At 65.2% G+C, this 22,283-nt stretch carries 22 protein-coding genes and 1 pseudogene; 6 read left to right on the forward strand and 17 right to left on the reverse strand.

Annotated features, from left to right (window positions below):
- Positions 1-34: 34 nt before the first annotated feature.
- The 11 genes from PSO31014_RS06735 to PSO31014_RS06785 form a co-directional block, all read right to left on the reverse strand.
- Positions 35-307: a DUF493 family protein gene (locus PSO31014_RS06735; RefSeq protein WP_150551213.1), complete on the reverse strand. Its 273-nt coding sequence runs from the start codon at positions 305-307 to the stop codon at positions 35-37.
- A complete protein-coding gene (locus PSO31014_RS06740) occupies positions 307-1,152 on the reverse strand; it encodes a D-amino acid aminotransferase (protein ID WP_150550904.1) in 846 nt (281 codons plus the stop codon). Before PSO31014_RS06740 ends, PSO31014_RS06735 begins: the two co-directional genes overlap by 1 nt.
- Positions 1,153-1,154: 2 nt before the next feature.
- Positions 1,155-2,342, reverse strand: coding sequence for a D-alanyl-D-alanine carboxypeptidase family protein (locus tag PSO31014_RS06745; RefSeq protein WP_150550905.1), 1,188 nt, complete (start codon positions 2,340-2,342; stop codon positions 1,155-1,157).
- Positions 2,343-2,594: 252 nt separating this feature from the next.
- On the reverse strand, positions 2,595-3,224 hold the full coding sequence (locus tag PSO31014_RS06750) for an alpha/beta hydrolase (protein WP_150550906.1): 630 nt from the start codon (positions 3,222-3,224) through the stop codon (positions 2,595-2,597).
- A gap of 69 nt (positions 3,225-3,293) precedes the next feature.
- Complete coding sequence (locus PSO31014_RS06755) at positions 3,294-3,623, reverse strand: (2Fe-2S) ferredoxin domain-containing protein (protein WP_150550907.1); 330 nt, start codon at positions 3,621-3,623, stop codon at positions 3,294-3,296.
- Between the two features lie 165 nt (positions 3,624-3,788).
- Positions 3,789-5,330 carry an MFS transporter gene (locus PSO31014_RS06760; RefSeq protein ID WP_150550908.1) on the reverse strand — a complete coding sequence of 514 codons (1,542 nt, stop codon included), beginning with the start codon at positions 5,328-5,330 and terminating at the stop codon, positions 3,789-3,791.
- Positions 5,331-5,528: 198 nt separating this feature from the next.
- Positions 5,529-6,701: a VanZ family protein gene (locus PSO31014_RS06765; RefSeq protein WP_150551214.1), complete on the reverse strand. Its 1,173-nt coding sequence runs from the start codon at positions 6,699-6,701 to the stop codon at positions 5,529-5,531.
- A gap of 13 nt (positions 6,702-6,714) precedes the next feature.
- On the reverse strand, positions 6,715-7,575 hold the full coding sequence (locus PSO31014_RS06770; RefSeq protein WP_174976427.1) for an ABC-type transport auxiliary lipoprotein family protein: 861 nt from the start codon (positions 7,573-7,575) through the stop codon (positions 6,715-6,717).
- Positions 7,576-7,607: 32 nt separating this feature from the next.
- Positions 7,608-8,567: an MlaD family protein gene (locus PSO31014_RS06775; RefSeq protein WP_150550910.1), complete on the reverse strand. Its 960-nt coding sequence runs from the start codon at positions 8,565-8,567 to the stop codon at positions 7,608-7,610.
- On the reverse strand, positions 8,557-9,513 hold the full coding sequence (locus tag PSO31014_RS06780; protein ID WP_246176449.1) for an ABC transporter ATP-binding protein: 957 nt from the start codon (positions 9,511-9,513) through the stop codon (positions 8,557-8,559). The genes PSO31014_RS06775 and PSO31014_RS06780 overlap by 11 nt, the downstream gene beginning before the upstream one ends.
- A complete protein-coding gene (locus PSO31014_RS06785; protein WP_150550911.1) occupies positions 9,513-10,634 on the reverse strand; it encodes an MlaE family ABC transporter permease in 1,122 nt (373 codons plus the stop codon). Before PSO31014_RS06785 ends, PSO31014_RS06780 begins: the two co-directional genes overlap by 1 nt.
- A gap of 205 nt (positions 10,635-10,839) precedes the next feature.
- On the opposite strand from PSO31014_RS06785, the gene PSO31014_RS06790 reads away from it, so the two are divergent.
- From PSO31014_RS06790 to PSO31014_RS06800, 3 genes and pseudogenes are all read left to right on the forward strand, one after another.
- Complete coding sequence (locus tag PSO31014_RS06790) at positions 10,840-11,838, forward strand: biotin--[acetyl-CoA-carboxylase] ligase (protein ID WP_150550912.1); 999 nt, start codon at positions 10,840-10,842, stop codon at positions 11,836-11,838.
- Positions 11,835-12,869 (forward strand): annotated as a pseudogene (locus PSO31014_RS06795) (type III pantothenate kinase); the annotation flags it as partial. The gene PSO31014_RS06790 and the pseudogene PSO31014_RS06795, both read left to right, overlap by 4 nt.
- A gap of 58 nt (positions 12,870-12,927) precedes the next feature.
- Positions 12,928-13,854 carry an SPOR domain-containing protein gene (locus PSO31014_RS06800; protein ID WP_150550914.1) on the forward strand — a complete coding sequence of 309 codons (927 nt, stop codon included), beginning with the start codon at positions 12,928-12,930 and terminating at the stop codon, positions 13,852-13,854.
- A 21-nt stretch (positions 13,855-13,875) separates the two neighbouring features.
- On the opposite strand, the gene PSO31014_RS06805 is transcribed toward PSO31014_RS06800, so the two are convergent.
- The 3 genes from PSO31014_RS06805 to PSO31014_RS06815 form a co-directional block, all read right to left on the reverse strand.
- The gene (locus PSO31014_RS06805) at positions 13,876-14,883 is read right to left on the reverse strand and encodes an asparaginase (RefSeq protein ID WP_150550915.1); all 1,008 of its coding nucleotides are present in this window, start codon (positions 14,881-14,883) and stop codon (positions 13,876-13,878) included.
- Positions 14,880-15,383 (reverse strand): D-glycero-beta-D-manno-heptose 1-phosphate adenylyltransferase, encoded by a 504-nt coding sequence (gene rfaE2 / locus PSO31014_RS06810; protein WP_150550916.1) that lies wholly within the window; start codon positions 15,381-15,383, stop codon positions 14,880-14,882. The genes PSO31014_RS06805 and rfaE2 overlap by 4 nt, the downstream gene beginning before the upstream one ends.
- Before the next feature lie 106 nt (positions 15,384-15,489).
- Positions 15,490-16,356: a ferritin family protein gene (locus tag PSO31014_RS06815; protein WP_026131919.1), complete on the reverse strand. Its 867-nt coding sequence runs from the start codon at positions 16,354-16,356 to the stop codon at positions 15,490-15,492.
- Between the two features lie 723 nt (positions 16,357-17,079).
- Here PSO31014_RS06815 and PSO31014_RS06820 point away from each other — a divergent pair.
- The 3 genes from PSO31014_RS06820 to PSO31014_RS06830 all read left to right on the forward strand — a co-directional run bounded on the left by PSO31014_RS06820 (position 17,080) and on the right by PSO31014_RS06830 (position 18,981).
- Positions 17,080-17,640: a chalcone isomerase family protein gene (locus PSO31014_RS06820; RefSeq protein ID WP_150550917.1), complete on the forward strand. Its 561-nt coding sequence runs from the start codon at positions 17,080-17,082 to the stop codon at positions 17,638-17,640.
- Between the two features lie 202 nt (positions 17,641-17,842).
- Positions 17,843-18,280 (forward strand): nuclear transport factor 2 family protein, encoded by a 438-nt coding sequence (locus PSO31014_RS06825; RefSeq protein WP_174976428.1) that lies wholly within the window; start codon positions 17,843-17,845, stop codon positions 18,278-18,280.
- Between the two features lie 113 nt (positions 18,281-18,393).
- Positions 18,394-18,981: a LysE family translocator gene (locus PSO31014_RS06830; RefSeq protein WP_150550919.1), complete on the forward strand. Its 588-nt coding sequence runs from the start codon at positions 18,394-18,396 to the stop codon at positions 18,979-18,981.
- Positions 18,982-19,008: 27 nt separating this feature from the next.
- Here the strand turns inward: PSO31014_RS06830 and PSO31014_RS06835 are convergent, their stop codons facing one another.
- The 3 genes from PSO31014_RS06835 to PSO31014_RS06845 all read right to left on the reverse strand — a co-directional run bounded on the left by PSO31014_RS06835 (position 19,009) and on the right by PSO31014_RS06845 (position 22,220).
- A complete protein-coding gene (locus tag PSO31014_RS06835) occupies positions 19,009-19,851 on the reverse strand; it encodes an AraC family transcriptional regulator (protein ID WP_150550920.1) in 843 nt (280 codons plus the stop codon).
- Between the two features lie 27 nt (positions 19,852-19,878).
- On the reverse strand, positions 19,879-21,168 hold the full coding sequence (locus PSO31014_RS06840) for a patatin-like phospholipase family protein (RefSeq protein ID WP_150550921.1): 1,290 nt from the start codon (positions 21,166-21,168) through the stop codon (positions 19,879-19,881).
- Between the two features lie 110 nt (positions 21,169-21,278).
- Complete coding sequence (locus tag PSO31014_RS06845) at positions 21,279-22,220, reverse strand: PhaM family polyhydroxyalkanoate granule multifunctional regulatory protein (protein WP_150550922.1); 942 nt, start codon at positions 22,218-22,220, stop codon at positions 21,279-21,281.
- Between the last annotated feature and the right edge of the window lie 63 nt (positions 22,221-22,283).

Raw genomic sequence — 22,283 nt, forward strand, 5'->3', positions numbered from 1 at the left:
CGTGCATCGCCTGCGCCTCACACGCGGTGCACGCTTACAGCACCACCTTGACCATCGGATGCCCGGTCAGCGCGCGATAGATATCGTCGAGATGGGCTTTCGAGTGGGCGCGCACCGTGACGGTCAGGCCGAGATATTTGCCCGTGCTGGACGGGCGCATCTCCACGGTCGCCGCGTCGAATTCGGCATCGAACTCGCGCAGCAATGCCACGATGGCGTCGGCGAAACCGTCCTGCGTCGCCCCCATCACCTTGATGGGAAAGTCGCACGGAAACTCAAGCACGTTTTCCTTCTTTTCCGTGGTCATCATGCCTCCTTGGCGCGTTGATATGCGGCATACAACGCCTGGAAGACAGGGCCCGGCTTGCCATCGCCCACGGGCTTGCCGTCAAGCGTGACGACCGCCAGCACTTCCTTGGTGGCCGACGTGATGAGCAGCTCGTCGGCGTTGCGCACGTCCGCTTCGCTGACCGGGCACTCATGAAACGGGATGCCGCATTCGCGTGCAAGACCTTCGAGCACGCCGTAGCGAATCCCTTCCAGAATACGATTGTCGCGCGGCGGCGCAAACATTTCACCGCCCTTGACGACCCACACGTTGCTCGACGACGCCTCGGTCAGATTCCCGTCACGGAACTGGATCGTTTCCTGAACGTCGTGATCGGCGGCGTACTGTGCCATCAGCACGTTGCCCAGCAGCGACGTCGACTTGATATGGCAATTCAGCCAGCGTCGATCCTCATGCGTGACCGCGCCCACGCCCTGCGCCACTTTGTCGCCGCTGGGCAGCGTGAGCGGGGTTGCGATGCCGAACACCGTAGGCACGATGTCCTTCGGGAACGTGTGCTGACGCGGCGCCACGCCGCGCGTGACCTGCACGTAGACGCTGTGCGGATCGGCCGAACACGTGGCCGACAGGCGCGCGAAGAGCGCCTCCCATTCGGCGCGCGTGTATGGGTTCGCGATGCGGATCTCGGCGAGGCTGCGCTCGAGCCGGTCCAGATGCTGCGCAAGCCGGAAAGGCTTGCCGCGATAGACCGGCACGACTTCATAGATGCCGTCGCCGAACAGGAAACCCCGATCGAGGACGGAGATTTTCGCGTCGCCGAGCGGGATCAGGTCGCCATTGAGCCAGACGGTGGGGTTATCCATGTTTACTTCTTCACGAACATCAGGCGCAGTGCGTCCCATGCGCGGCCGACGAAGCTGGCCTGCGCAACGTCGGCGAGGGCCACGACCGGGAATTCGGCCAGCGACTTGCCGTCGGCCATGACCTTGACGGTACCGACCGGCGCACCGTTGGCGATCGGCGCGATCAGCGGCTCACGCAGTTCGAGTTGCGGCTTGATCTTGTCGGCGGTGCCCTTCGGCACGGTGATGAAGGTGTCCTTCTTCACGCCGATCTTCAGCTCGCTGTCCTTGCCCTTCCAGACCTTGGGCGTGGCCACGACCTGATTGGCACCGTACACGCGAAGCGTGTCGAAGTTCTGATAGCCGTAGTTCAGCGCCGAGAGGCTGTCTTGCACGCGCGCGCGCTCGGTCGGCTCGCCCACGACCACGGACAGCACGCGGCGGTTGACGCCCGCCGCCCCCGGCATCGGACGCGACGCCGTCGCCACGAGGCAGTAACCCGCTTCCTTCGTGTGGCCGGTCTTCAGGCCGTCGACCGTCGGATCGAGGTACAGCAGACGATTACGGTTCGGCTGGCGAATGTTGTTGTACGTGAAGCTCTTCTCCGCGTAAATCTTGTAGTACTCGGGGAAGTCCTGAATCAGGTGTGTTGATGCCGCCGCGATATCCGCCACGGTCGTGTAATGCTGCGGATCGGTCAGCCCGTCGACGTTCGCGTAATGGGTGTGCTTCAGCCCCATGCGCTGCGCCGCGCGGTTCATCAGTTCGACGAAGCCCTGTTGCGAGCCGCCGACGAGTTCGGCCAGCGCAATCGACGCGTCGTTACCCGACTGGACGATCATGCCGTAAATCAGATCGTGCACCGACACCGGCTTGCCCGCCTCGATGAACGTGCGCGACTCGTCGCGACCCACCTTGCGAACCGAATCGCTCGGAATGACAGTCTGCTCCATCGAAATGCGCTTGTCGCGCAGGGCTTCGAAGATCACATAGGACGTCATGATCTTCGTGAGCGACGCGGGCTCCACGCGCGTATCCGCGTTACCGGCGGCCAGCACCTGACCACTGTTGACGTCGACAATCGTCCACGCCGTGGCCGACATCGGCGGCGGCGGAATCTGTTGGGCACGAGCGGGAAGCGAGGCAAGCGAGCCGCAAGCGACGAGCGCCGCGGCAGCGGCGGCACGGGACAGCGAAGCGTTGAATTTCATGGGCGATGAGGAAAACGATGGGAGGCTCAGGGGCATCTGCGCTTGAAGTAGCGCCGTGCCGCCGACACGTTGACGAGCGCGCGGCACGGCGAAGAAGACGGCGGCACCGGAGCGCCGGGGCCATGCCTGTCGGAAGCATAGACCCGACGCGGCATGACAAGGTTCAGGGTCGAATTATACCCGTCGTGATTTCACGCCCCCAGCATGGCGGGCCTGGGCGGTCGAAATCGGCCGAAATTCGCCCCGGGTGTATCAATGACGCCACGCGTCGACCACGAGCTGTTTCAGCAGGGGTAACAGGCCGTGGAAAAAGTGTTCGCCGCCGGGAACGACCACCACGGGCAACGTCTGGGGACGCGCCCAGTCCAGCACCGATTGCAGCGGCACCGTATCGTCGAGTTCGCCGTGAATGACCAGCGTGTCGGCCGGTACGGTCGCCACCTCCCAATTGCTCGCCGCCGTGCCCACGAATACCAGACGCTGCGCGGCGGTCCCCGCCGCCTCCAGCGTCTTCGCGACATGCGAGAGCACGAAGGTGCCGAACGAGAATCCGGCGAGTGCGAGCGGCAATGTCTCCCAGCCCGGTTGCTGGCGCATCCAGTCGATCACGGCGAGCAAGTCGTCGCGCTCGCCGATGCCGTTATCGTGCTCGCCCGCCGACTTGCCGACGCCACGAAAATTCGGGCGCACCACGGCGTAGCCGAGCTGAACGAATGCCCGGGCGAGCGTCTGGGCGACCTTGTTGTCGAGCGTGCCGCCGAACAACGGGTGCGGATGGGCGACGAGCGTGATGCCGCGCGGCGCGCCGGCCGGACGGTCGATAGCGATTTCGATGGCGCCGACCGGGCCGTCGATAGTGAAGCGTTCAGTCTGGGCGTTCATGAGCGATGGTGGGCTGAAGTACGGCGAGGGCCGTGCGCTGCGCGCCGGGCCACGCGTGTGTCGCAGGCATCAGTCGATCAGCAGACGCTCGACGATCTCGCCTTGCGCCAGATGCTTTTCGACGATCTCGTCGATATCGGATTCGTCGATATACGTGTACCAGGTGCCTTCGGGATAGATCACCACGACAGGCCCTTGCTCGCAGCGATCGAGGCACCCTGCCTTGTTGACCCGCACCTTGCCGGGGCCGGCGAGGCCGAGTTGCTTGACCTTCGCCTTGGCGTACTCCTGCATCGCTTGCGCGTTGCAGTTGGCACAGGACGGGCGATCGGCGCCGGGTTCGCGCTGATTCAGGCAGAAAAACACGTGATGCTGGTAGTACTGCGGCTGGGTGGCCATGTCGGGGCTTTGGCGGAGTGGCAACGTATTGCGGGCCATTCTAACCGACCTGCCCGGGCATTGCGGGACGGCCCGCGTGCGCTCACGAAGCACCGCATGGCGGGACCTCAGGAAATGCGATATCCGGGACGTCCGGCGCCGCGCAAGGCGGCGCGTGCCGTACGCCTAGCGCAGGCGTCGCTGCACGGCCATGAAGACGGCGCAAAGCGCCGCCAGACACGCGAAGCCGAAGAACACATTCACGCAGGCAAGCACGAGCGCCTGTTGCGACGCGAGGCCGCCCACCCAGGCCGACGCCATGTGCGCGGCGGTCGCCGCATCGACACTGGCGCCGAACGCCTGTTGCGCTTGTGAGACGGCCGCGTTGTACGCCGGGTTGAGCGGCGTCATCGACGGCGTGAGTTGATGCATGAAGACCGCCTGCCGGTCCTGCATCAGCACGGCCATCACCGACACCGACATCGAGCTCACCAACTGTCGCACGATGTTCTTCGTCTGATAGCCGTGCTGGAAGACGTACTCGTCCATGCCGCGAAACGTCAACTCGGCAATGGGAATCATGGCGAACACGCCGCCGAGCCCGCTCAACACCATCGGCAGGATCAGCCACTGACTCGACACGCCCTGATAACTTTGCGAGAGCAGGAAGGCATAGCCGAGAAGGCACAAGTAACCAAGCAGCACAAACGGCTTGAGCTGCACGAACGTCGGACGCGCGAGGGTGTATATCACGGCGACGACGAGGCTCGTCACCGACGCCACGGCCTGCAGATAGCCGGTGTGCTCCACGCTCCAATTCAGCCCTTGCTGCATGTAGATCGGGAACAGATACGACGTCGAATACGAAAAGAAGTAGTACACGGCATAGCCGCCCAGCCCCAGCACATAGGCCGGATTGCGCACCAGCACGCGAAAATCGATCAGCGGCTTGTGATGCGAATACTGATGCCACATGTAGCCCATCGCGCAGATCGCCCCCACCAGGCAGAGTTCGAGCAGATGCAGCGGATCGGAGAAGAAGTCGAAGCGCGAGCGCTGCATCATCACTTCGACGAACAGCACGCCGGCGGCGAAGAAGACGATGCCGCGCATTTCAAACTCGCCTTCGTCGCGCAGGTGCTCGCGGAAGTCCGGGATGACGAGCCACGAGGCGATCGCCCCCGCGAGCGCGATCGGCACGACGGCGAAGAACACCGACGACCAGACGAAGTGATCGACGAGATAGCTGGCGAGCAGTGGCGCGGAGATTTGTCCGCCGAAGAAGCCGTAGGTAAAGAAGCGCAGCGCCCTGAGCCGAAGCTCCGGCGCGAAGCACAGGTTGATGAGAATCCGGCTGGCGGTAAACAGCGACCCCGCGCCCAACCCGAGCACGAAACGTGCGACGGCAAGCTGCGTCGACGTGTGCGCCATGCCGCACAGCCATGCCCCAAACGCCATGAGCGTAAGCGCGCCGGTGAGGAACGCGCGATACCCCAGGCGCGAGGCCAGCCAGCGCTGCTTGAGAATGACGAGGATCCCCGCCACGGCATAGAGCGTCGAGACAAACGCGTACTCTTCGGGGGCGGCACCGACGCCGCCCGCGATATGGGACGACGCGAACACGAACATGCCGTTCTCCAGCATTTCAATGCCTGTGGCGGCGGCAATCACGGCCATCAACACGCGCTGCCGTGTCGTGTGTGCCAACCGCAATCCCCAGGAGTTCATCTTCGCCTCGCCAATGAAAACCGCCCGGGATCTGCCTGAAGATGCCGGGCGGTCATGACACACCGAGTGTCAGCGTGCCTTACATGGGAGTCTAGGCGTTGCCGGCTTGCGGACCAATGGGATGGCGGCCAATACGCTATTGCCGATTTGGCAACAATGCGCCGCTAAACAAGCCGTTCGGCCAGGCCGGGGGGGGCCTTAGCGCCGCACGCCAGCGGTACGGGCGGGGCCGCGATGGCTCGGATCGAACATCGCGAGCAGGTAAATCAGCACGAGGTACGGCCATGTCCAGGCGAGCCAGCGCGCCAGCACATTGAAGTGAACGTAGCGGCCTTGCCGCCAAGACTGGAGCGCCGCCTCGTAGTATGGATTCGCGGGCAGCAGATTGACGAACACCAGCAGCACGACAAGCGCGCCCAGCGCGACGGCCCCGCGAAGCGCACGCGGTCCGCGGCCGGCGACGAGCAACACCAGCGCGCCGATGACCACGCCGTAGATGGCGCCCGCCGTCACCCAGTCGAATGCTTGCGCGGGCGAGAACTGCCACGCCGACGCGATGGCCTTGATCGCGAACGCGCTGGTAAACATGGCGCACAACAACGGCACACGCGGTGCCGTCCGGCGCATCGCGAGCGTGGCGAGCAGCCCGGCCAGCACGGTACCGCTGGCGCTCACCACCGTCTCCCACAGGGCATGACTGGCGACGGCATCGAGTTCGGAAAGATAGTCCTGCAACTGCCCCAAGCGCGGCACCCAGTCGATCACCCGACCGGTGACGTCGGGATCCTGCCAGAGCCATATTTGGCGCACCAGATCGCCATCGCCAAAGAGAAACTGCTGCGGGTAAGCCTGCGCCCACGGCCACAGGGCCAGCAACACAAGTAGCAAGCTCGCGTGGCGTTCGAACCATGCGAAGCGCAAATGCCGCAGCCATCCCCGATCGAGCAGCGGACTCGTGAGCGGCACCGCAATGGCGCCACCGATAAGTGCGCCGAGCGCGTTCGTGGCGAGATCGACGTTCGACGCCACTCGCGTCGGCAAGTACGTCTGCAACGCCTCAATGCCACCGGAAAGCCATGCGCCGAGCACGAAGGCGGCGACGACGGCCCGCACGCCCCGCCAGGCCGGATGCAGGGCCAGTACGGTCAACATGCCCAGCGGCAGGTATCCAAGCACGTTGGTGACCACGTCGAACTGCGTGATCCAGCGAGGTAACGGCGCGAACAGGTAGTCGAACGGCCCCACGGCCGCACGCTGGAATTCGAACGGATACAGGCTCGCATAGGCGATCAGCAGTATCAGGCATAGCAGCGCCTGACGCGCTAGCGGCGAGGCGCGTCGTTGCCAGGGTTTGACGTCCTGCTCGGTCATCGGCGGCACGGCCCTATCGTGCTGTCGCGCCCGAGGCCGACGACGCGGCAGGCAACGTCCGCGACAGCAACGGCAACGGCGACCGGGCACGTGCCGCTGTCCCGGCCGTAGCCGTTGGTGCCGGCACGCGCCCGGCGAGCCACTGGATCAGTTGCGTCTGCACCGCGTCGCTGGCTGCGGCAAGCGCGCGGGTGCCGCCGGCCGCGTCGGCACTCGCGGCGGGGGCCTGCGCACGTAACGTCGTCTGCGCGAGCAGCTTCGGCCCATCGAACAGAGTCGCGCGCATCTGGACAACGCCGTGGCTTGTCGACGCACTGTCGAAGTACTGCGCAAACTCCTCGAGCTCCACACGTAGCGCCGGCGCAGCGGTCGGGTCGCCTGCCGCGAGCACCGGCCGGTCGACCGACAACGCCGCGCGCAGACGATCCCCGAAGAGCCGCGCGGGCGACGCCAGCCATCGGCTGTTCGCATACCCGCGAGCCTGATCGCCATCGCTGGCGGGCAAGCGGTAGTAGATTGTGTCGACGTCGAGCCAACTTGGCGCGTTGACCACCACTTTCAGCGGCGACATTCGCAGGCCACCGGCCGCGGCCACGTCCGATGCCGGGGCGGCGGTGTGGGCGGCGGTGTGGGCGGCGGTGTTGGCGGCAGTGTCCCCGGCATTGGCAGCGACATTGGCCGACGCGGCAGGGATCGTCGGCGGGCCGAGATCGAAGCGCGTCAGCGAGGCCGACGGTGCCGGGGCGGCACACCCCGCCACCAGCACCACCGCTGCGGCGCAAAGCCACCCGGCGGCGAGCGCACGCGCACGCTCGCCGCCGCGAGGCGCGACGGCTGCCTCGCTGACTTTGCCCGTGTCGATTGGCTCACTCATCTCGATATCCTCTTGCATGACGGTGTTGCGCATTATTGACGTTCTCCCCCGGGCCACGAAAAACCCGCTTCGCCCGGACCGGGCGGCGGCGGCGACGTGCCGAAGAGCAGCGCGCGCGGATTGCGATTGATCGTCTCGGCCGCTTGCCCGACCGCTTGCGTCGTGAAGCGCAGATCGTCCGAGAGCGTGTTCAGGCGCGGCAGCGCTTCCTGTTGCAGCGAGCCTTCGAATGTTTCCATCGTTCCCTGGAACGCCGCCAGACTCGACGCCGCCTGATCGGCCGCGCGGCCCACGCTATCCAGGTTGCGCACGAGCGGCCCCTGGGGATCGGTCAATTGGTTGGTCAAACGATGGGCCCCGGCGAGCGTGCCGGTGAGTTCGCGCACGGTGTCCGGCAACTGCGCCGTGACGGGCTCGAGCTGCTGCGCCACGCGATCCACGCTTTGCGCCGCAGCCTTCACGCTGTTGATCGAATCGAGCATGGCCTGCCGGTTGTCGGACGACAACAGCGTATTGACCGAGGACGTTGCCTCTTCGAGCTGATGTACCAGGTTGTTGCCGCGCCGCTGCAGTTCGTCCACAAAACTCGGGCGCAGTCGCAATTGCGCGACGTGCTTCTCGGACGACGACAGCAACGTTCGGTCGTGTCCATCGTCGTCCAGTTGTACGAAGGCCAACCCGGTCACCCCTTGATAGCTCAACGTGGCGAACGTCGATCGGGTCATCGGCGTGCCTTCATTCACGAGGATGCGGATCAGAATCTGCCCAGGCGTGCGCGGGTCGAACTTGATCGACTCGACCTTCCCGACGGACAGACCGCGATACCGCACGGCGGATTCCGGATTGAGTCCGGTCACATTGGTGTGCGAGACCAGGTCGTAGGGGAGGCGCACACGATTGTCGCGATTGAACCAGTACACCGACGCGGCGACGGCGGCAAGCAACACCAGCGTGAAGAGGCCCGCCATGAAAGCGTGCGATTTATTTTCCATCGTCGAGTAACTCCGAAATCTTGGCGCGCCGCGCCGCAGGCAACGCCAGCAACGCGCGTCTGCCGCGTTCACCGAGGAAGAAGCTGTGGATGAACGGGTGATCGACGCGGACCACGTCTTCCACCGGCGCATTGACGAGCACCCTACGCTCGGCGAGCACCGCCACGCGGGTGGCGAGCATCATCACCGTGTCCAGATCATGCGTGATTATTACGACGCTCAGGCCCAGCGAGCGGTGCAGGCCGCGAATCATGTCCACGAATTCGTCTGACGCCTGCGGATCGAGCCCAGCCGTGGGCTCGTCGAGAAAGAGTAGTTCCGGCTCCAGCGCAATGGCCCGCGCGATCCCAACGCGCTTGATCATCCCGCCCGACAGCTCCGACGGCATGCGGTTGGCCATGCGCCCCGACAGCCCCACCATCTCGAGCTTGTACATCACGACGTCGCGAATCAGATCTTCCGAGAGCGTGTGCAGTTCGCGCAGCGGCTGCGCAATGTTGTCGAACACCGTCATCGCGGAGAACAGTGCACCGCGCTGAAACAACATGCCCGAGCGGCGGCGCAGCAGGTGCGCGCTGCGCCGGTCGATCGTCGTGATGTCGTGACCGAAGACGCTGATGTGGCCAGTGGTCGGCGACTCCAGCCCGATGATCTGGCGAATCAGCGTGGTCTTGCCCGAGCCTGAGCCGCCGACAAGCGCAATGATCTCGCTTTGCCGCACGGTGAGATCCAGATGCTCATGAATCGTGTGCGTGCCGTAGCGCTTCGTGAGATCGCGCACCTCGATCACCGGGTCGGCGTCGCCCGGCAGGCTTGACGACACAGGCGGACAACCCGCCGCGGCGCCGGATATCACATCGCTGGCGTAAGCCTGCGCGGCGGGATCGGCCGCGACGGCCGACGTGGCTAGCGCTGGGGCCCGATCGGGCACGGGGGATTGGGACATCAGCCGATCCCCGTGTTGCGAAACAGAATCGCGAAGATAGCATCGGCCAGAATCACGACGGTGATCGAGGTCACCACGGACTGTGTCGTGCCCTCCCCTAGGCTCTGCGTGTTCGGTTTGACCCGCATGCCGAAATGGCAGGCCACGAGTGCGATCAGCATGCCGAAGACGCCCCCTTTTCCCAGGCCGATCCACAGATTGGCGATGGGCACGGCATTGGGCAACGTGGTGAAGAAGTAGCGCAGTCCGATGCCGAGTTCGTACTTTGCCGCGAGCGCACCGCCGAGCAGCGCGATGATGTTCGTCCACATGACGAGCAGTGGCATGGCAATGGCCAGCGCAATGACCTTCGGCAGAACGAGCCGCAACCCGTGCGGAATGTCCATTACGCGCATCGCATCGAGTTCTTCGGTCACGCGCATCACGCCGAGCTGGGCGGTGATGGCCGACCCCGAGCGCCCCGCGACCAGAATCGCGGAAAGCACGGGGCCGAGTTCGCGGATCACGGCGAGGCCGAGGATATTGACGATGAACGTGCTCGCCCCATACAGCTTGAGTTGCTGGGCCGACAGATAGGACAACACGATGCCGATCAGGAACGCCACCAGCGCCGTGATGCCGAGTGCCTTGGCCCCCGCGCTGTAGATATTGGCGGACATCTCCAGCCATGGCGCACGAACCGGATGACGAATGACGCGGCCGAGGTCGATCACAAAGCGTCCGAACATCGTGACGCCGTCGCGCAAATGCTCGCCCAGCGTGAAGAGCGACGCCCCCAGCCGGCTGATCGGATCGAGGCGGCGGGTGGGCGCCGGACTCTGTCGCGAGCGATCGAATTCGGCGAGGTGATCGAAGAGCGCCCGCTGCGTCGGCGTAAGCGCGATGCGCTCGGGAAACCGACGTTGCCAATAGCGCCACAGCGCCTGCGCGCCGACGTGGTCGAGCCGTTCGACGCGGGTCAGGTCCCACGCCAGGTCGCCCTGCGGCAGCGAATCGACCAGGCGCAGCAACGTCTTCTTGCGCTGCGAGAGGGCGAGCGCTGTCCACAGGCCGCGCAGCATGACCACCGGGCCTTGCGCCGTGGTGGTCAGCTCCAGAGTGGGCACGGCATCGAGGTTCAAAACAGACGATCTCCTGGCGACAAACTCGCCGACATCCGGCAAAACGCGGTCATTGTACGGTACAGGGGTGACCGGTCGATGGCAACCCGGCGCAGGCTGAAAACGCGCTGGCTCTGGCCGATTGGGTCCTCGGACAATACCGAAAAGCGGGGGCGACGGCAGTGCAGACCGGCGCGGCGCCAGGCTCGCCGCTACAATAGCAGCCATGAATAAAGCCGCGCCCTCCTCGCCGAACGCCACGCTCGCCCCTATGACGGCGGATTCGTCTGAACGCCCCGCCGACGCGGGTGGCGAGCCGTCGCGCGACACCGCATCCCGCCAGCTCGATGGCGACCGAATTCGCTCGACGCTGGCCGCCACTTGCCGCAACTGGCAGATCGACGTGGTCGAGACCACTGGCTCCACGAACCTCGATCTGCTGGCCTGCCTTCGCCAGAACGCGTCGTGCGCACCCACGCTTCGCGCTGCGATGTGCCAGACGGGCGGACGCGGACAACGCGGCCGCGCATGGCAGAGCGTGCCGGGCGACAGCCTGACGTTTTCGCTCGCCTATGTGATGCCGGGCGGACCGGCCGAACTGGCCGGGTTGTCGCTCGCGACGGGCGTCGCGGTGGTGGAAGGACTCTCGGATCTGCCGCTGTCGGCACCACACGCGCTCGGCCTCAAATGGCCCAACGATGTGCTGCTGCGCGGCGGCAAGCTCGCGGGCATCCTGATCGAGACGCTCCCGGCCGGACCGGGCCGCATTGGCGTCGTGATCGGCATCGGGGTCAATCTTCGGCGCGCTGCGGACGTCGCCACCCGCATCGATAACGCCACGCCATCCGACGGGGGCACAACCTCACCGGCCGCCCTGCCGGCCACGCCGCCGGCGGCACTCGAATCGGTGCTGGTCGATCCGGATATGTCGACGGTGTTGATCGCATTGGTCCAGCGTCTCGCCACCATGCTGAATCGCTTTGCCGAACATCGTTTCGGTGTATTTCGCGACGACTGGGAAGCCATGCACGCCTATGGCGGGGCGTCGATTCGCGTCATCGAAAATGGTCGCGATCTGTTGCAAGGCGTGGCGCTCGGTGTCGATTCGCAAGGCCGCCTGCGCGTCGCGACCCCTGACGGCGAGCGCACGATTGCCAGCGGAGAAGTCTCCGTGCGATTGCTCGATGCGTCCGGCGCGCGTGACGCCCAAGGGGGCCGTGGATGAGCGCCGCGCGACAGACACCGCCACAACGGTCGGCAGACACTGCGAAGTCTGCGGCAACGGCGGCAGACACCCGCCTTGCGAATGCCTCGCGCGGCAGCCTTGACACACAGGGCGCAAGCAGCGCTGACGGGGCACCGTGGCTGCTCGTCGATGCCGGCAACAGCCGGATCAAATGGGCGCTCGCGCCCGCCGTGCGCCCAGAGGGTTGGCGCGCAGCGGCGCCATCCTTTCTTGCCAGCGGTGCGGTCGATCACGCCGAATGGCGCACGCTCGCCACGCAAATACGCGCTGGCTGGGCCGCGCGGGTCTCGGGCTCGGGAGCGGCTCACTTCGCGCCGAACATGGCACCGCTCGCCACCGGCCAGGGCGGACAGGACGAAGGCTTCGTCTGCCCTGCACCCGCGGGTGTCTGGCTTGCCAATGTGGCGGGCGATCCCGCGGAACAAGCCGTGCGCATGACACTGCAAACGCTTTGGGGCCTGCCATCGGCCGATTGGCTGCAGGTCTTGCGCGCCAGCGAATCGCGAGCGGGGGTGCGCAATGGTTATCAAGTCCCCACACAGCTCGGCAGCGACCGTTGGGCCAGCCTGATCGGCGCGCACGCCGCGTGGCCGGGCGAACATCTGCTGATCGTCACGTTGGGCACGGCCACCACCGTGGAAGCCTTGCGTGCCGACGGCGATTATCTCGGCGGGCTGATCGCCCCGGGGCCCGCACTGATGCTCCAGTCGCTGGCCCACGGCACCGCACAATTGCCGACGCTCGACGCGACCATGCCAACCGGCGGACAGGCATTCGCATGCAGCACGACCGATGCCATCCTGCGCGGATGCGCCGCGGCGCAAGCCGGCCTGGTCGAGCGCAGTCACGCACAATTGCAGGCACAACTCGGCGCACCCGTGCGTTGCGTGCTCGCGGGCGGCGCACGCCAGGCGCTTGCGCACACCCTGACCTTGCCCGTTACCGAACACGACCAACTGGTACCGGCCGGCTTATACGAGGTGGCGCTTCGGGCTGCCGAGTGCGGCGCAGCGGCGAGCGCGACATCCGCCCCCCACATGACCGATATTTCGGCATCCCCATCGCAAGATGCCGATCCATCCCCCGGGGGTGCTTGAGATGTTGCGTGCGCTGTTGCTTGTCATGTTTCTCGCGGCGAATGCAGCACTCGCCGCTGTGCAGTTCGGCTGGCTGAAATGGCACGATATGCTGCCTGCCACCGGCCGCGAACCGGCGCGGGTCGAAAGGCAACTCGAACCAGAGCGCATCCGCTTGACCGGAGCAGCGATCAGCGGTCAGTCCCCCGCCGCCGCCCTCCCTGTCGGTGCGTCGGGCGGGAGACACGAATCGCAAGCCTCACGAGCGGCGACGTCGGCCGGCGCTTCAGGGGCGACCGCTGCATCGGCAGGGTCTTCCAGCCCCGGAACGTCCGTGTCGGCATTGACGACGACGGCCGCAAGCCAGGTCGTCGCCGCCGAGACATCGAAGGCAGTATCGAGCGATGCGGCGGCTTCGCAGGTCGTCGCCGCGAAGGTCGCATCCATTTGCCTGGACGTCGGCCCGTTCGCCGCCAGCGACGCGCAGCAAGCGCGCGGCCTTTTGCTCGCCGCGTTGCCTTCGGGGCAAGGTGACATTCAATCGGTGGCGCTCGACAAGCGGTACTGGGTACATCTCGACCCGGTGCCCAACAAAGCCGCCGCCGATAAACAGGTTGCGCAATTGCGTGCAGCAGGGGTAACGGAGTATTTTCTGCTCAACGGCGAAGGCTCGACGCTCGTCGTCTCGCTCGGACTGTTCAACGACAAGGAGCGTGCGGTGCGCTTGATGACCGCCGCGCAGAAGCGAGGCATCACGCCGCAACTGAGCGAAAGGCCCAATGCAAAGAGCCGGATCGTCTACCGGATTGTCGGCATCAACGCGAACACGGCCGCCCAGATTCGCGGCGTCGTGACACAGCAGTGGACTGCGCAGTGGGTGCGCGCTTGCCCCACCCCGGCCGGTAGCGCGCCGGGGTAATCGAGCCGGCCTGAGCCCGGCTCAGCCGACGCGCTTCAACGACACGACAGGCCGCGCAATCCCGGTGGGGATGCCCCGCGCGTTCTTGACGATCGGCGACACCCATGGCGCCAGTCCGGTCGCCTCGGGCGACTCGACCAGCCCGAGGGCCTTGAGCACGGCCACCGCTGCGGTATAGAGCGCGCGCATATTGCCGTCGACAACCTTGATGGCAATGCCAAGGCCTGCAGAGCGCACGCCGATCGTCTGCACGCCATCTGCGCCGATCTTGGCCACCCAGTCCCCGGGCGCCATGCGCATGAACGCCAGATCGTTGCGCGCCGTGCCGGACACCATCTCCGGCTGCTGCGTCATGGCGGCGAACAAGGTCGAGAGTGCCGCGTCGTCGCTCGCGGCGAGCCGGGCGTAAGCCGCAGCGAGCCTGTCGAGCGGCAACGCGTAGTTCGGCGCGGAACATCCATCGATGCCCAACGCCAGCGTCTCTCCCTTCACGCCGACGACATCGCCGACGCGTGCGCGAATCGCCTGTTGCAGCGGATGCGCCGGATCCAGGTAGGTATCGAGCGGCAAGCCGTGCTGCGCGCAATACGCGAGAAAGCCTGCATGCTTGCCCGAACAGTTGTGATGCAGCGACGTCGGCTTCAGATCCGCCGGGGCACGTTTTCCGGTGGCGGAGTAAAACGTCGGCATGTGACAGCCGCACTGCAAATGATGCGCGTCGCAACCCGCCTTGCTCAGTAGGCTTTTCACACCGTCGACATGAAACGCCTCACCGGAGTGGCTCGCGCACAGTAGCGCCAGCTCTGGCTGCGTCAGACCGAAATGCGCGACGCCGTCGCCCTCGACGAACGGCAGCGCCTGAAAGGGCTTGAGCGTGGAGCGAGAAAACGTCAGAAACGACGGGTCGCCTGCGGCGTATCGCAAGCGCCCTTGCGCGTCGACCACGGCTACGGCGCCGTAATGCACGCACTCGACGGTATCGACGCCCATCGCGCCGCGCGTGACTTCAACGAGCGGGGCCAGATTCATGATTGGGCGCGCACCTTCTTGAGCAGCGACGTCGTCGAGCGTTGATGTTCGAACGGAATGGCCAACGCCTTGCCGCCCCAGCCACGCACGAGCGCGGACTCCGGCAGCGTGTCCATGTCGTAGTCGCCGCCTTTGACGAGAATGTCGGGACGCACGGCGGCAATCAGCGCCTCGGGCGTCGATTCGCCGAACGTCACGACATAGTCGACGCTTTGCAACGCCGCCAGCAGTGCGGCGCGGTCGTTTTCGTTATTGATTGGCCGGTCGTCGCCTTTGCCGAGCGTGCGCACCGAGGCGTCGCTGTTCACCCCGACGATGAGGCACGCCCCCAACGCGCGCGCCTGCGCGAGATAGGTCACGTGACCGCGATGCAAGATGTCGAACACGCCGTTGGTGAACACCCGCGGGCGCGGCAACGTCGGCGCCAATGCGGCGAGCGCCTCGCGCGAGAGAATCTTGGCCTCGAAATCGGCCGGAGGAATGACTTGGGAAGCAGACATGACGATCGTTCGAAATAGGTACGCTATTGTCCCACGCCGCGTATGAGGCAACAAAAAAGGGGCCGAAGCCCCTTTCCTGTCGATACCGTCGGCGCCGAACGCGCGATTACGATGCCGTCGCAACGGCCGGTGCGGCCACCGCCGCCAGACGGCTGGTGATTTCCTTGCGGTAACGGTTCAAGTCCTGCGCCGTCGCGAACGTGTGCTCGAACAGCAGCGACATGTTGTGCAGAATACGCTCGACAACCTTCTTCTCCCAGCTGTCGTCGAACTTGATTTGCTCGTCGAGCCAGTGTTCAAGCCACTCCGGTTCCGGCAAGCGCGACTGCACCGTGTCGTTCGGGAACAGGTCCTTGTTCACGTGTAGGTTGGTCGGGTGCAGCGGCTTTTCGGTGCGACGCGCCGACGCCATCAGCACGCCGATCTTCGCGAACGCGGCGCGCGCGTTATCGCCGAAGCTCGTCAGTGCCTTCTTCATGTAGCGCAGATAAGCGCCGCCATGACGCGCTTCGTCGCGCGAGATGATTTCGTAGATGGCCTTGATGACCGGCTCGGTGTGCCATTCGGCCGCACGGCGATACCAGTGATTCAGGCGAATTTCGCCGCAGAAGTGCAGCATCAATGTCTCGAGCGGCGGGGCCGGGTCGAACGGGAAGCGCACGGCGTGCAGCTCGGCTTCGGTCGGCACGAGGTCCGGGCGGAAGCGGCGCAGGTATTCCATGAGCACCAGCGAGTGCTTCTGCTCTTCGAAGAACCAAACGCTCATGAACGCGGAGAAGTCGCTGTCGTCACGGTTGTCGCGCAAGAACATCTCGGTGGCCGGCAGGGCCGCCCATTCCGTGATGGCATTCATCTTGATGGTGCGCGCCTGATCGTCGGAGAGTTGGCTTGCGTCGAATTTGTCCCAAGGAATGTCCTTCTCCATGTTCCAACGCACTGCCTCCAACGACTTGTACAGTTCGGGATACAGCATTTCGTTCATTTCAATTACCCCCAAGGTCGCGAGACCTTACACCAGGACTCAAGATAGTATTGTGAAAGTTTACGCCGAATTTCGACAGACAAAACGGTGAGCGTGTCGTGGGCGGCCCCCGCCGTCCGACTTCACGTCTTGAACCCTGCCGTCGCTGAAGGACGACGAATTAACGCCTGTAATCTGGCCGCATCCTGGCGATATGGCTTAGAGCGAGCCTACTAAAATATGGCCAAACTCTTGAATCATAACATAAAAGCCGTTTAATCCCGCCAACGTCGCCCCTCACGTGGCAGTAATGCGTCGTAATGTTGACGCCCATCAAATTGTCACGCAAAGCGCCTATGCTCAATGCGCGACAGGCTTTCCGACGAACCTTCGGCGGCCAGCCCGGCGCGCGGCCAGCCGCTTGGGCGTCTTGAGCATCAACGCCTGCGAATGCGGACATCACGGCAGCGCGTCAGGGTTTGCCCTTGTGCCATGGGCCTGCGCGCGCGGCGTCCGATGGTCTACGCTGAAATCAATCGTTCCGTAAGTGCGACCGGGTGACAGCCCCCATCCCTGCCGACGCCGACGTTTCCTTTTTCCGCGCCGCGCTTTGAGGAAAGGTCTCAGTCGCAAATACGCAACACGTTGTATCGGCCGGCGCATCGGCAGAACGAGCCATGCGCCGCCAACGGGCCTACCGACTCGACTGGATCCTTGACCGATAAGGAGCCGAGCATGCCCACTCGTCCCGCACTTGCCGCATGGCTACGCACAGTCTGCTTTCTGGCGACGGTGGCAACGGCCCCCGGCGCCCTGGCGTTCGACGCCGGGCAACTCGCGTCGCAAGAAATTCCCACCGCCCATCTGGTCGGCCACGGCTCCTTCACGCGCCTGGGTTTTCATCTCTACGACGCGGAACTCTTCTCAGGCGCCGATCGCGTCAGCGCGAACTGGAGTGCGCATCCGCTGGTGCTCGATCTGCGCTACGCGCGCAGTTTCAAATCTCATACGCTCGTGCAGCGCAGTCTGATCGAAATGACCAAGCTGCAAGTGGCCACCGATGCGCAACGGGAGCGCTGGGCGGAAGAACTGGCGCGCATCCTGCCCGACGTGACAGCCGGGCAACATTTGACCGGCGTCTTCCTGCCCGGCGACGGCACACGGTTCTTCTCGGACGGCAAACTGATCGGCCAAATCGCGGGCGACGCCTTCGGCCGTGCTTTTTTCGCCATATGGCTGGATCCGCGCACCAGTGCCCCCGACCTTCGCGCCGAATTGATCAGCGACGCGCGATAGGTCGCCGGGGCGGCCGACGCCGACGGGTGTCTCATCCGCGCCACGCACGCTGCAGCATCGCGGTGCAAACGTGCGTTGCCGTTGATAATTGACCGAAAGCCGATCCCGGCGCCGCGCGCCCGGGATGACGGAGACCGGCCCCGCCCCGGCCATGGACGGGTCCATCGAATCGCGCTGTCCAGGCGCCCACGCGAGCATGCCTATGGATATCGATCATGCGGCTGCGCTCACGCGCCTGACGCGCTACTTCGAGACCCTCACCCGCCAAAGCGTCGGGAATCTGGGCGAGTTCTACGCGCCCAACGTCTATCTCAAGACGCCGATGCACGAGGTGCGCAGCGCCGCCGAAGTGGCGACGCTGCTCACGCACCTATTCGAGCGTGTCGACGTGCCGCGCATTGAATTTACCGCCACGCTGCTGCAACACAATCAGGCGCTGCTGGTGTGGAATCTGCATTTCCATACCAAACGGTGGCTTGACGACGAACAGGTCATTCATGGCGCATCGCACCTGCGTCTCGCTGTGGACGGACGCGTGGCCTATCAGCGCGACTATTGGGACGCCACTGAAGATATCTACGTCAAGCTCCCCATCTTTGGACGTTTATTGCGTTGGCTACGCCATCGACTGTTTCGTTGAGACGTCGGCACACGGCCATTTGCCAAAGGGCAGTTTTCTTCAATACACGGCGTCCGTCGCCGCCTACATTCGGAACCTCGCTTCACCCGCTTTCTTCAGTATCGAGGGATCCGATGACACTTTTCTATTCAATGGCGGCGTTCGCGCTGGCCGCTTCGATCACGCCGGGTCCGGTCAATGTCGTGGCGCTGGGCGCGGGCGCGCGCTATGGCCTCGGACCGAGCCTGCGTCACGTGACCGGGGCGACGGTGGGCTTCGTCGCGTTGCTCGTTGCGGTCGGCTTCGGCGTGCACGAGTTACTGCACCGGATGCCCGTACTGATGCACGCGATTCAGTGGTTCGGCGTGGCGTTCCTGCTTTATATGGCCTACAAACTGGCAATCGATAACGGCGTGTTGAACGACGCCGACACGCAGCGTGGCCCGACCATATCGAAAGGCGCCGTCATGCAGTGGCTCAATCCGAAAGCCTGGCTCGCGGCGCTGGCCGGAATGGGCGCGTACACGGCAGGTGATCCCGCGCGCATCTGGCAATTCGCGGCGATCTACTTTGTCGTTTGCTGGTGCTCGGTGGGATGCTGGGCCGCCGCGGGTGCGATGTTGCGTCATCGCATGCGCGACGCGCGGCGCGTGCGGCGTCTGAACTGCGCGATGGCGGCGCTGTTGGCGGGAAGTGCCGTGTATCTTGTCGCGACCGGCTAAGGAAACATGCGCCTTCGCGGCGTCGAATCACGCGGCGTGCGGCTCCCGGTAATGCCCCGGCGTCGTGGCGAGGCGTTGTTTGAAGGCGCGTTGGAAATGCGCCTGGTCCGCGAAGCCCGCATCGAGCGCCACCTCGGCAATGGCATGTCCACGACGCAGTCGGCGCCGTGCATATTGAATCCGCTGGTCCATGAGAAAGGCGTGCGGCGTGAGTCCGTATTGCTCTCGAAAGACGCGTGTCAGATAAGACGCCGACAGGCCCGCCGCCGCGCAAATCTGCGCAAGCGTCAGCGCCTCTGTGCAGTGCGCACGGATGAAATCGGCGGCGCGGCGCAGCTTGTGCGAGTCGTCCCGCATCGGTTGCGGCGCAGGGTTCAACCGCTCGTGCACGTCGATGAAAAACTGCTGCACCACGCTCTCGCGCTCAAGCCGGTCGCGCGTCGCGTCGGTGCAAACGTCATAGAGCCGGTTAAGCCCCTGGTACAACACCGGATCGTCAGCGGACATCGAGTCGAACAGATGCAAATCCTGTCCATGCCCGAAACCCAGTTCCCGCTGCGTTTCGCGCAACCACGCCGTGTCGACGAACAGCATCCGATAGGCCCACGCCTCGTCGTCAATGGGATTGCAAGCATGTACCGCGTCAGGGTTCATCACGACAACGCTGCCGCGGCCCACCGTCTCGTGTGCCCGGCCATTCCGATAGGTACTCCGCCCTCCCGTCACGGCGCCGATGGAAAACGTCTCATGGCTGTGCAACGCGTAGCAGACGCGACGCCCATCGCGCACCTCTCGCGCTTCGAGAAACGGCAGCGCCGGATCGCGCCAGAACGTCGACGGGTACGGACACGCAACAGTGGATTTCGACATAGGGGTAGGATCAGTGAGGACGACAACTCATGCGGCCGGCTTGCCAGTATCCGCCACGGCGGCGGGCCTCTCCGCCGATAGCGGTGAATTCGCCGGCAATCCGCCGCCCCCGACCGCGCCGGCCTCGACGCGATTGAGCGGGCTGGTGCCATCCGCTTCCGCCACGAGCCATGCGGCAATCGCGTCGCGCTGAGCGTAGGCGTCGGCCTCGCCCAGCGCGATGAGTTCCTGCGTGTAAGACGACTCGAACAGCAGGTAGCTGGCAAACGCCGCGCCGCGCGCTTCGTCTGCCCCGATCGCTCCGAGAATCGTACGAACCGCCCGCGGCAACTGCTGCAGATGACGCGCTGCAATCGGCTCAATGCGCTGGCTTGGCGAGATCAAAAGCGTCTCGATGGGCCGCCAGCCGCTGGATTCGCGTTGCGCCTCGGGCACATGCCGCAGCACGTTGTTGATGTGCTGGAGACGCTCCAGATCCGCCGACAGGCCATCGATGAACACGCTCGCGAGCGCCTGCCCGCCGATCTGCGCCAGACTGGGATAGCCGCCGATGCGCTCGCCGCTGCTGTCGAGTCCGTACTGTCCGTGCGCCGCGCCAATGATGAGGATGCGGGTGGCGCCCAGATGGATCGGCGGACTGAGCGGCGCAATCTGGCGCATCGATCCGTCGCCGAAATACTCGGGCTGCCCGTCGAGATCGAGCTCGACGGCGGGGAAAAGAAACGGGATCGCACTCGATGCCAGCAAGTGCTGCACGCTCAGCGGCACCGCACGCGCCAGGCGCAGCGAACGCTTCCAGGCCTGAATCGGCTCCGCGCTCTGATAGAAGGTGACATGCTTGCCCGACGAGTACGAAAGCGCCGTCACCGACAAAGCCTCGAGCGCACCCGACGCGAACACGTCGGGCAGTCGATCGAGACGGATCGCACTGCGCAACATGTCGCCGAGCGGCGACCAATCGAACAGCGAGCGCGGTGAGCGACGCAGCGCCCAACCCAGCGAAAGCGCCGCCAGCCAGCGTGCCCCGGTGCCCGCCATGCCCAGCGAGTCCGCGCGGAACACCTGACCGGCGTGAAATTGACGCCACACCGCGTCCAGCTTCATGACCCCATGCTGGAAATCGTCGGCGTGCGACGCGAGCGCGGCCGCATTGATCGCGCCGGCCGAGGTGCCACAGACAATGGGAAACGGAATCGCGCGACGCGACGGCAGAACCTCGCGTTGGATCGCGGCGATCGCGGCCAGCACGCCCACCTGATACCCCGCGCGTGCTCCACCGCCCATCAGGACGAGGCCGGTACGTTCGCCTGAAATCATGGGGGCCTCCTCCCGCCGAGGTCAACGTTGTGGTTGCCGTTGTCGCTATCGCTATCGCCGTGACCGAAGCCGTCGTCGCGTCTACCGCATGTGCCGTTGGTGCAACCGCCCTACCACTTCCAGGCGGCCTGCTTACCCGGCGTCTTGCCTGCGGCGGGCGCGGCCTTCGCCGACGTCTTGGCAGACGTTTTTGCCGCGGCCGACTTCGCCGGCGGCGTCTTGCTGGCCGGCGCACGCTTGGCAGCGGTCTTGCCCGCCGCCTTGCTCGTACCCGCCGCCCGCTTGGCGGTGCCGGCCTTTGCCGTGGCCTGGCCAGACGCCTGCGTCGGCTCGGCCCCCGCCGATTTCGTGGGCTTTGCGGGTTTTGCAGGTTTCGCCGTCGCACCCTGCGTCGCCTTGGCAGCGGCCTCCGACATTTGCGCCGCCGCTTCCGTCATCTGTGACGCCGACACGCCGGCCGCCTGCGCGGCAGCGGCAATCTGGTCGAACTGCGTGCGCATGGCGTTGAACCAAAGCGACGGATCGAGCGCACCATAAGCGTTGGCCGCCTGCGCGAACGGCGACTGCGCGTCGCCGCCGCCCGCCGGGGCTTCCTCGGCCGCGGCCGCCGCTTTGGCTTCCGGTTCCGGCTCCGGTTCGGGTTCCGGCGCGCTCGCCTGCGGCTCGACGTCTTGCGCCGGCGCCTCGGCGGCAAACGGTGAGCGCCAGAAGTTCGCCGCGCCCGCCTGTCCGAACGGCGACGCATTCGCCTGCGCATCGCTCGCGGCGCCGAAGGTGCCGGTGCCGAACGAGCGAAGCGTGGCATAGGTGGCCCGTTGCACTTCAAAGGCCTGGATCGTCGAGCGCAGCACGTTCAGATTGAGCGTGAGCCACTGCTCCACCGCACGCATCTCGGCGATGCGATTCTCGATTTCGTCGGGATCGAGCAACGGCGCCGCGCTCTGCATCAACTGCGTGAGCGGCGAGGTGAATGTCGCGGGCGGGCTGAACGCTTCCCACATCTTCTTGAGAATGTCGAAGCCGTTGGGCATGGCACTCGTCGAATCGCTCATTACAGTCTCCAGTCACGGTCGGGGACGCACGGCCTGCGGGGCAATCCCGGCAAGTCGCGCACA

Source organism: Pandoraea soli (assembly GCF_902459595.1).
Taxonomy (GTDB): domain Bacteria; phylum Pseudomonadota; class Gammaproteobacteria; order Burkholderiales; family Burkholderiaceae; genus Pandoraea; species Pandoraea cepalis.

Coding starts and splice junctions, on each gene's coding strand:
- PSO31014_RS06735 (WP_150551213.1), bottom strand. CDS start 307: ATGACCACGGAAAAGAAGGAAAACGTGCTTGAGTTTCCGTGCGACTTT.
- PSO31014_RS06740 (WP_150550904.1), bottom strand. CDS start 1,152: ATGGATAACCCCACCGTCTGGCTCAATGGCGACCTGATCCCGCTCGGC.
- PSO31014_RS06745 (WP_150550905.1), bottom strand. CDS start 2,342: ATGAAATTCAACGCTTCGCTGTCCCGTGCCGCCGCTGCCGCGGCGCTC.
- PSO31014_RS06750 (WP_150550906.1), bottom strand. CDS start 3,224: ATGAACGCCCAGACTGAACGCTTCACTATCGACGGCCCGGTCGGCGCC.
- PSO31014_RS06755 (WP_150550907.1), bottom strand. CDS start 3,623: ATGGCCACCCAGCCGCAGTACTACCAGCATCACGTGTTTTTCTGCCTG.
- PSO31014_RS06760 (WP_150550908.1), bottom strand. CDS start 5,330: ATGAACTCCTGGGGATTGCGGTTGGCACACACGACACGGCAGCGCGTG.
- PSO31014_RS06765 (WP_150551214.1), bottom strand. CDS start 6,701: ATGACCGAGCAGGACGTCAAACCCTGGCAACGACGCGCCTCGCCGCTA.
- PSO31014_RS06770 (WP_174976427.1), bottom strand. CDS start 7,575: ATGAGTGAGCCAATCGACACGGGCAAAGTCAGCGAGGCAGCCGTCGCG.
- PSO31014_RS06775 (WP_150550910.1), bottom strand. CDS start 8,567: ATGGAAAATAAATCGCACGCTTTCATGGCGGGCCTCTTCACGCTGGTG.
- PSO31014_RS06780 (WP_246176449.1), bottom strand. CDS start 9,513: ATGTCCCAATCCCCCGTGCCCGATCGGGCCCCAGCGCTAGCCACGTCG.
- PSO31014_RS06790 (WP_150550912.1), top strand. CDS start 10,840: ATGAATAAAGCCGCGCCCTCCTCGCCGAACGCCACGCTCGCCCCTATG.
- PSO31014_RS06800 (WP_150550914.1), top strand. CDS start 12,928: ATGCCGATCCATCCCCCGGGGGTGCTTGAGATGTTGCGTGCGCTGTTG.
- PSO31014_RS06805 (WP_150550915.1), bottom strand. CDS start 14,883: ATGAATCTGGCCCCGCTCGTTGAAGTCACGCGCGGCGCGATGGGCGTC.
- rfaE2 (WP_150550916.1), bottom strand. CDS start 15,383: ATGTCTGCTTCCCAAGTCATTCCTCCGGCCGATTTCGAGGCCAAGATT.
- PSO31014_RS06815 (WP_026131919.1), bottom strand. CDS start 16,356: ATGCTGTATCCCGAACTGTACAAGTCGTTGGAGGCAGTGCGTTGGAAC.
- PSO31014_RS06820 (WP_150550917.1), top strand. CDS start 17,080: ATGCCCACTCGTCCCGCACTTGCCGCATGGCTACGCACAGTCTGCTTT.
- PSO31014_RS06825 (WP_174976428.1), top strand. CDS start 17,843: ATGGATATCGATCATGCGGCTGCGCTCACGCGCCTGACGCGCTACTTC.
- PSO31014_RS06830 (WP_150550919.1), top strand. CDS start 18,394: ATGACACTTTTCTATTCAATGGCGGCGTTCGCGCTGGCCGCTTCGATC.
- PSO31014_RS06835 (WP_150550920.1), bottom strand. CDS start 19,851: ATGTCGAAATCCACTGTTGCGTGTCCGTACCCGTCGACGTTCTGGCGC.
- PSO31014_RS06840 (WP_150550921.1), bottom strand. CDS start 21,168: ATGATTTCAGGCGAACGTACCGGCCTCGTCCTGATGGGCGGTGGAGCA.
- PSO31014_RS06845 (WP_150550922.1), bottom strand. CDS start 22,220: ATGAGCGATTCGACGAGTGCCATGCCCAACGGCTTCGACATTCTCAAG.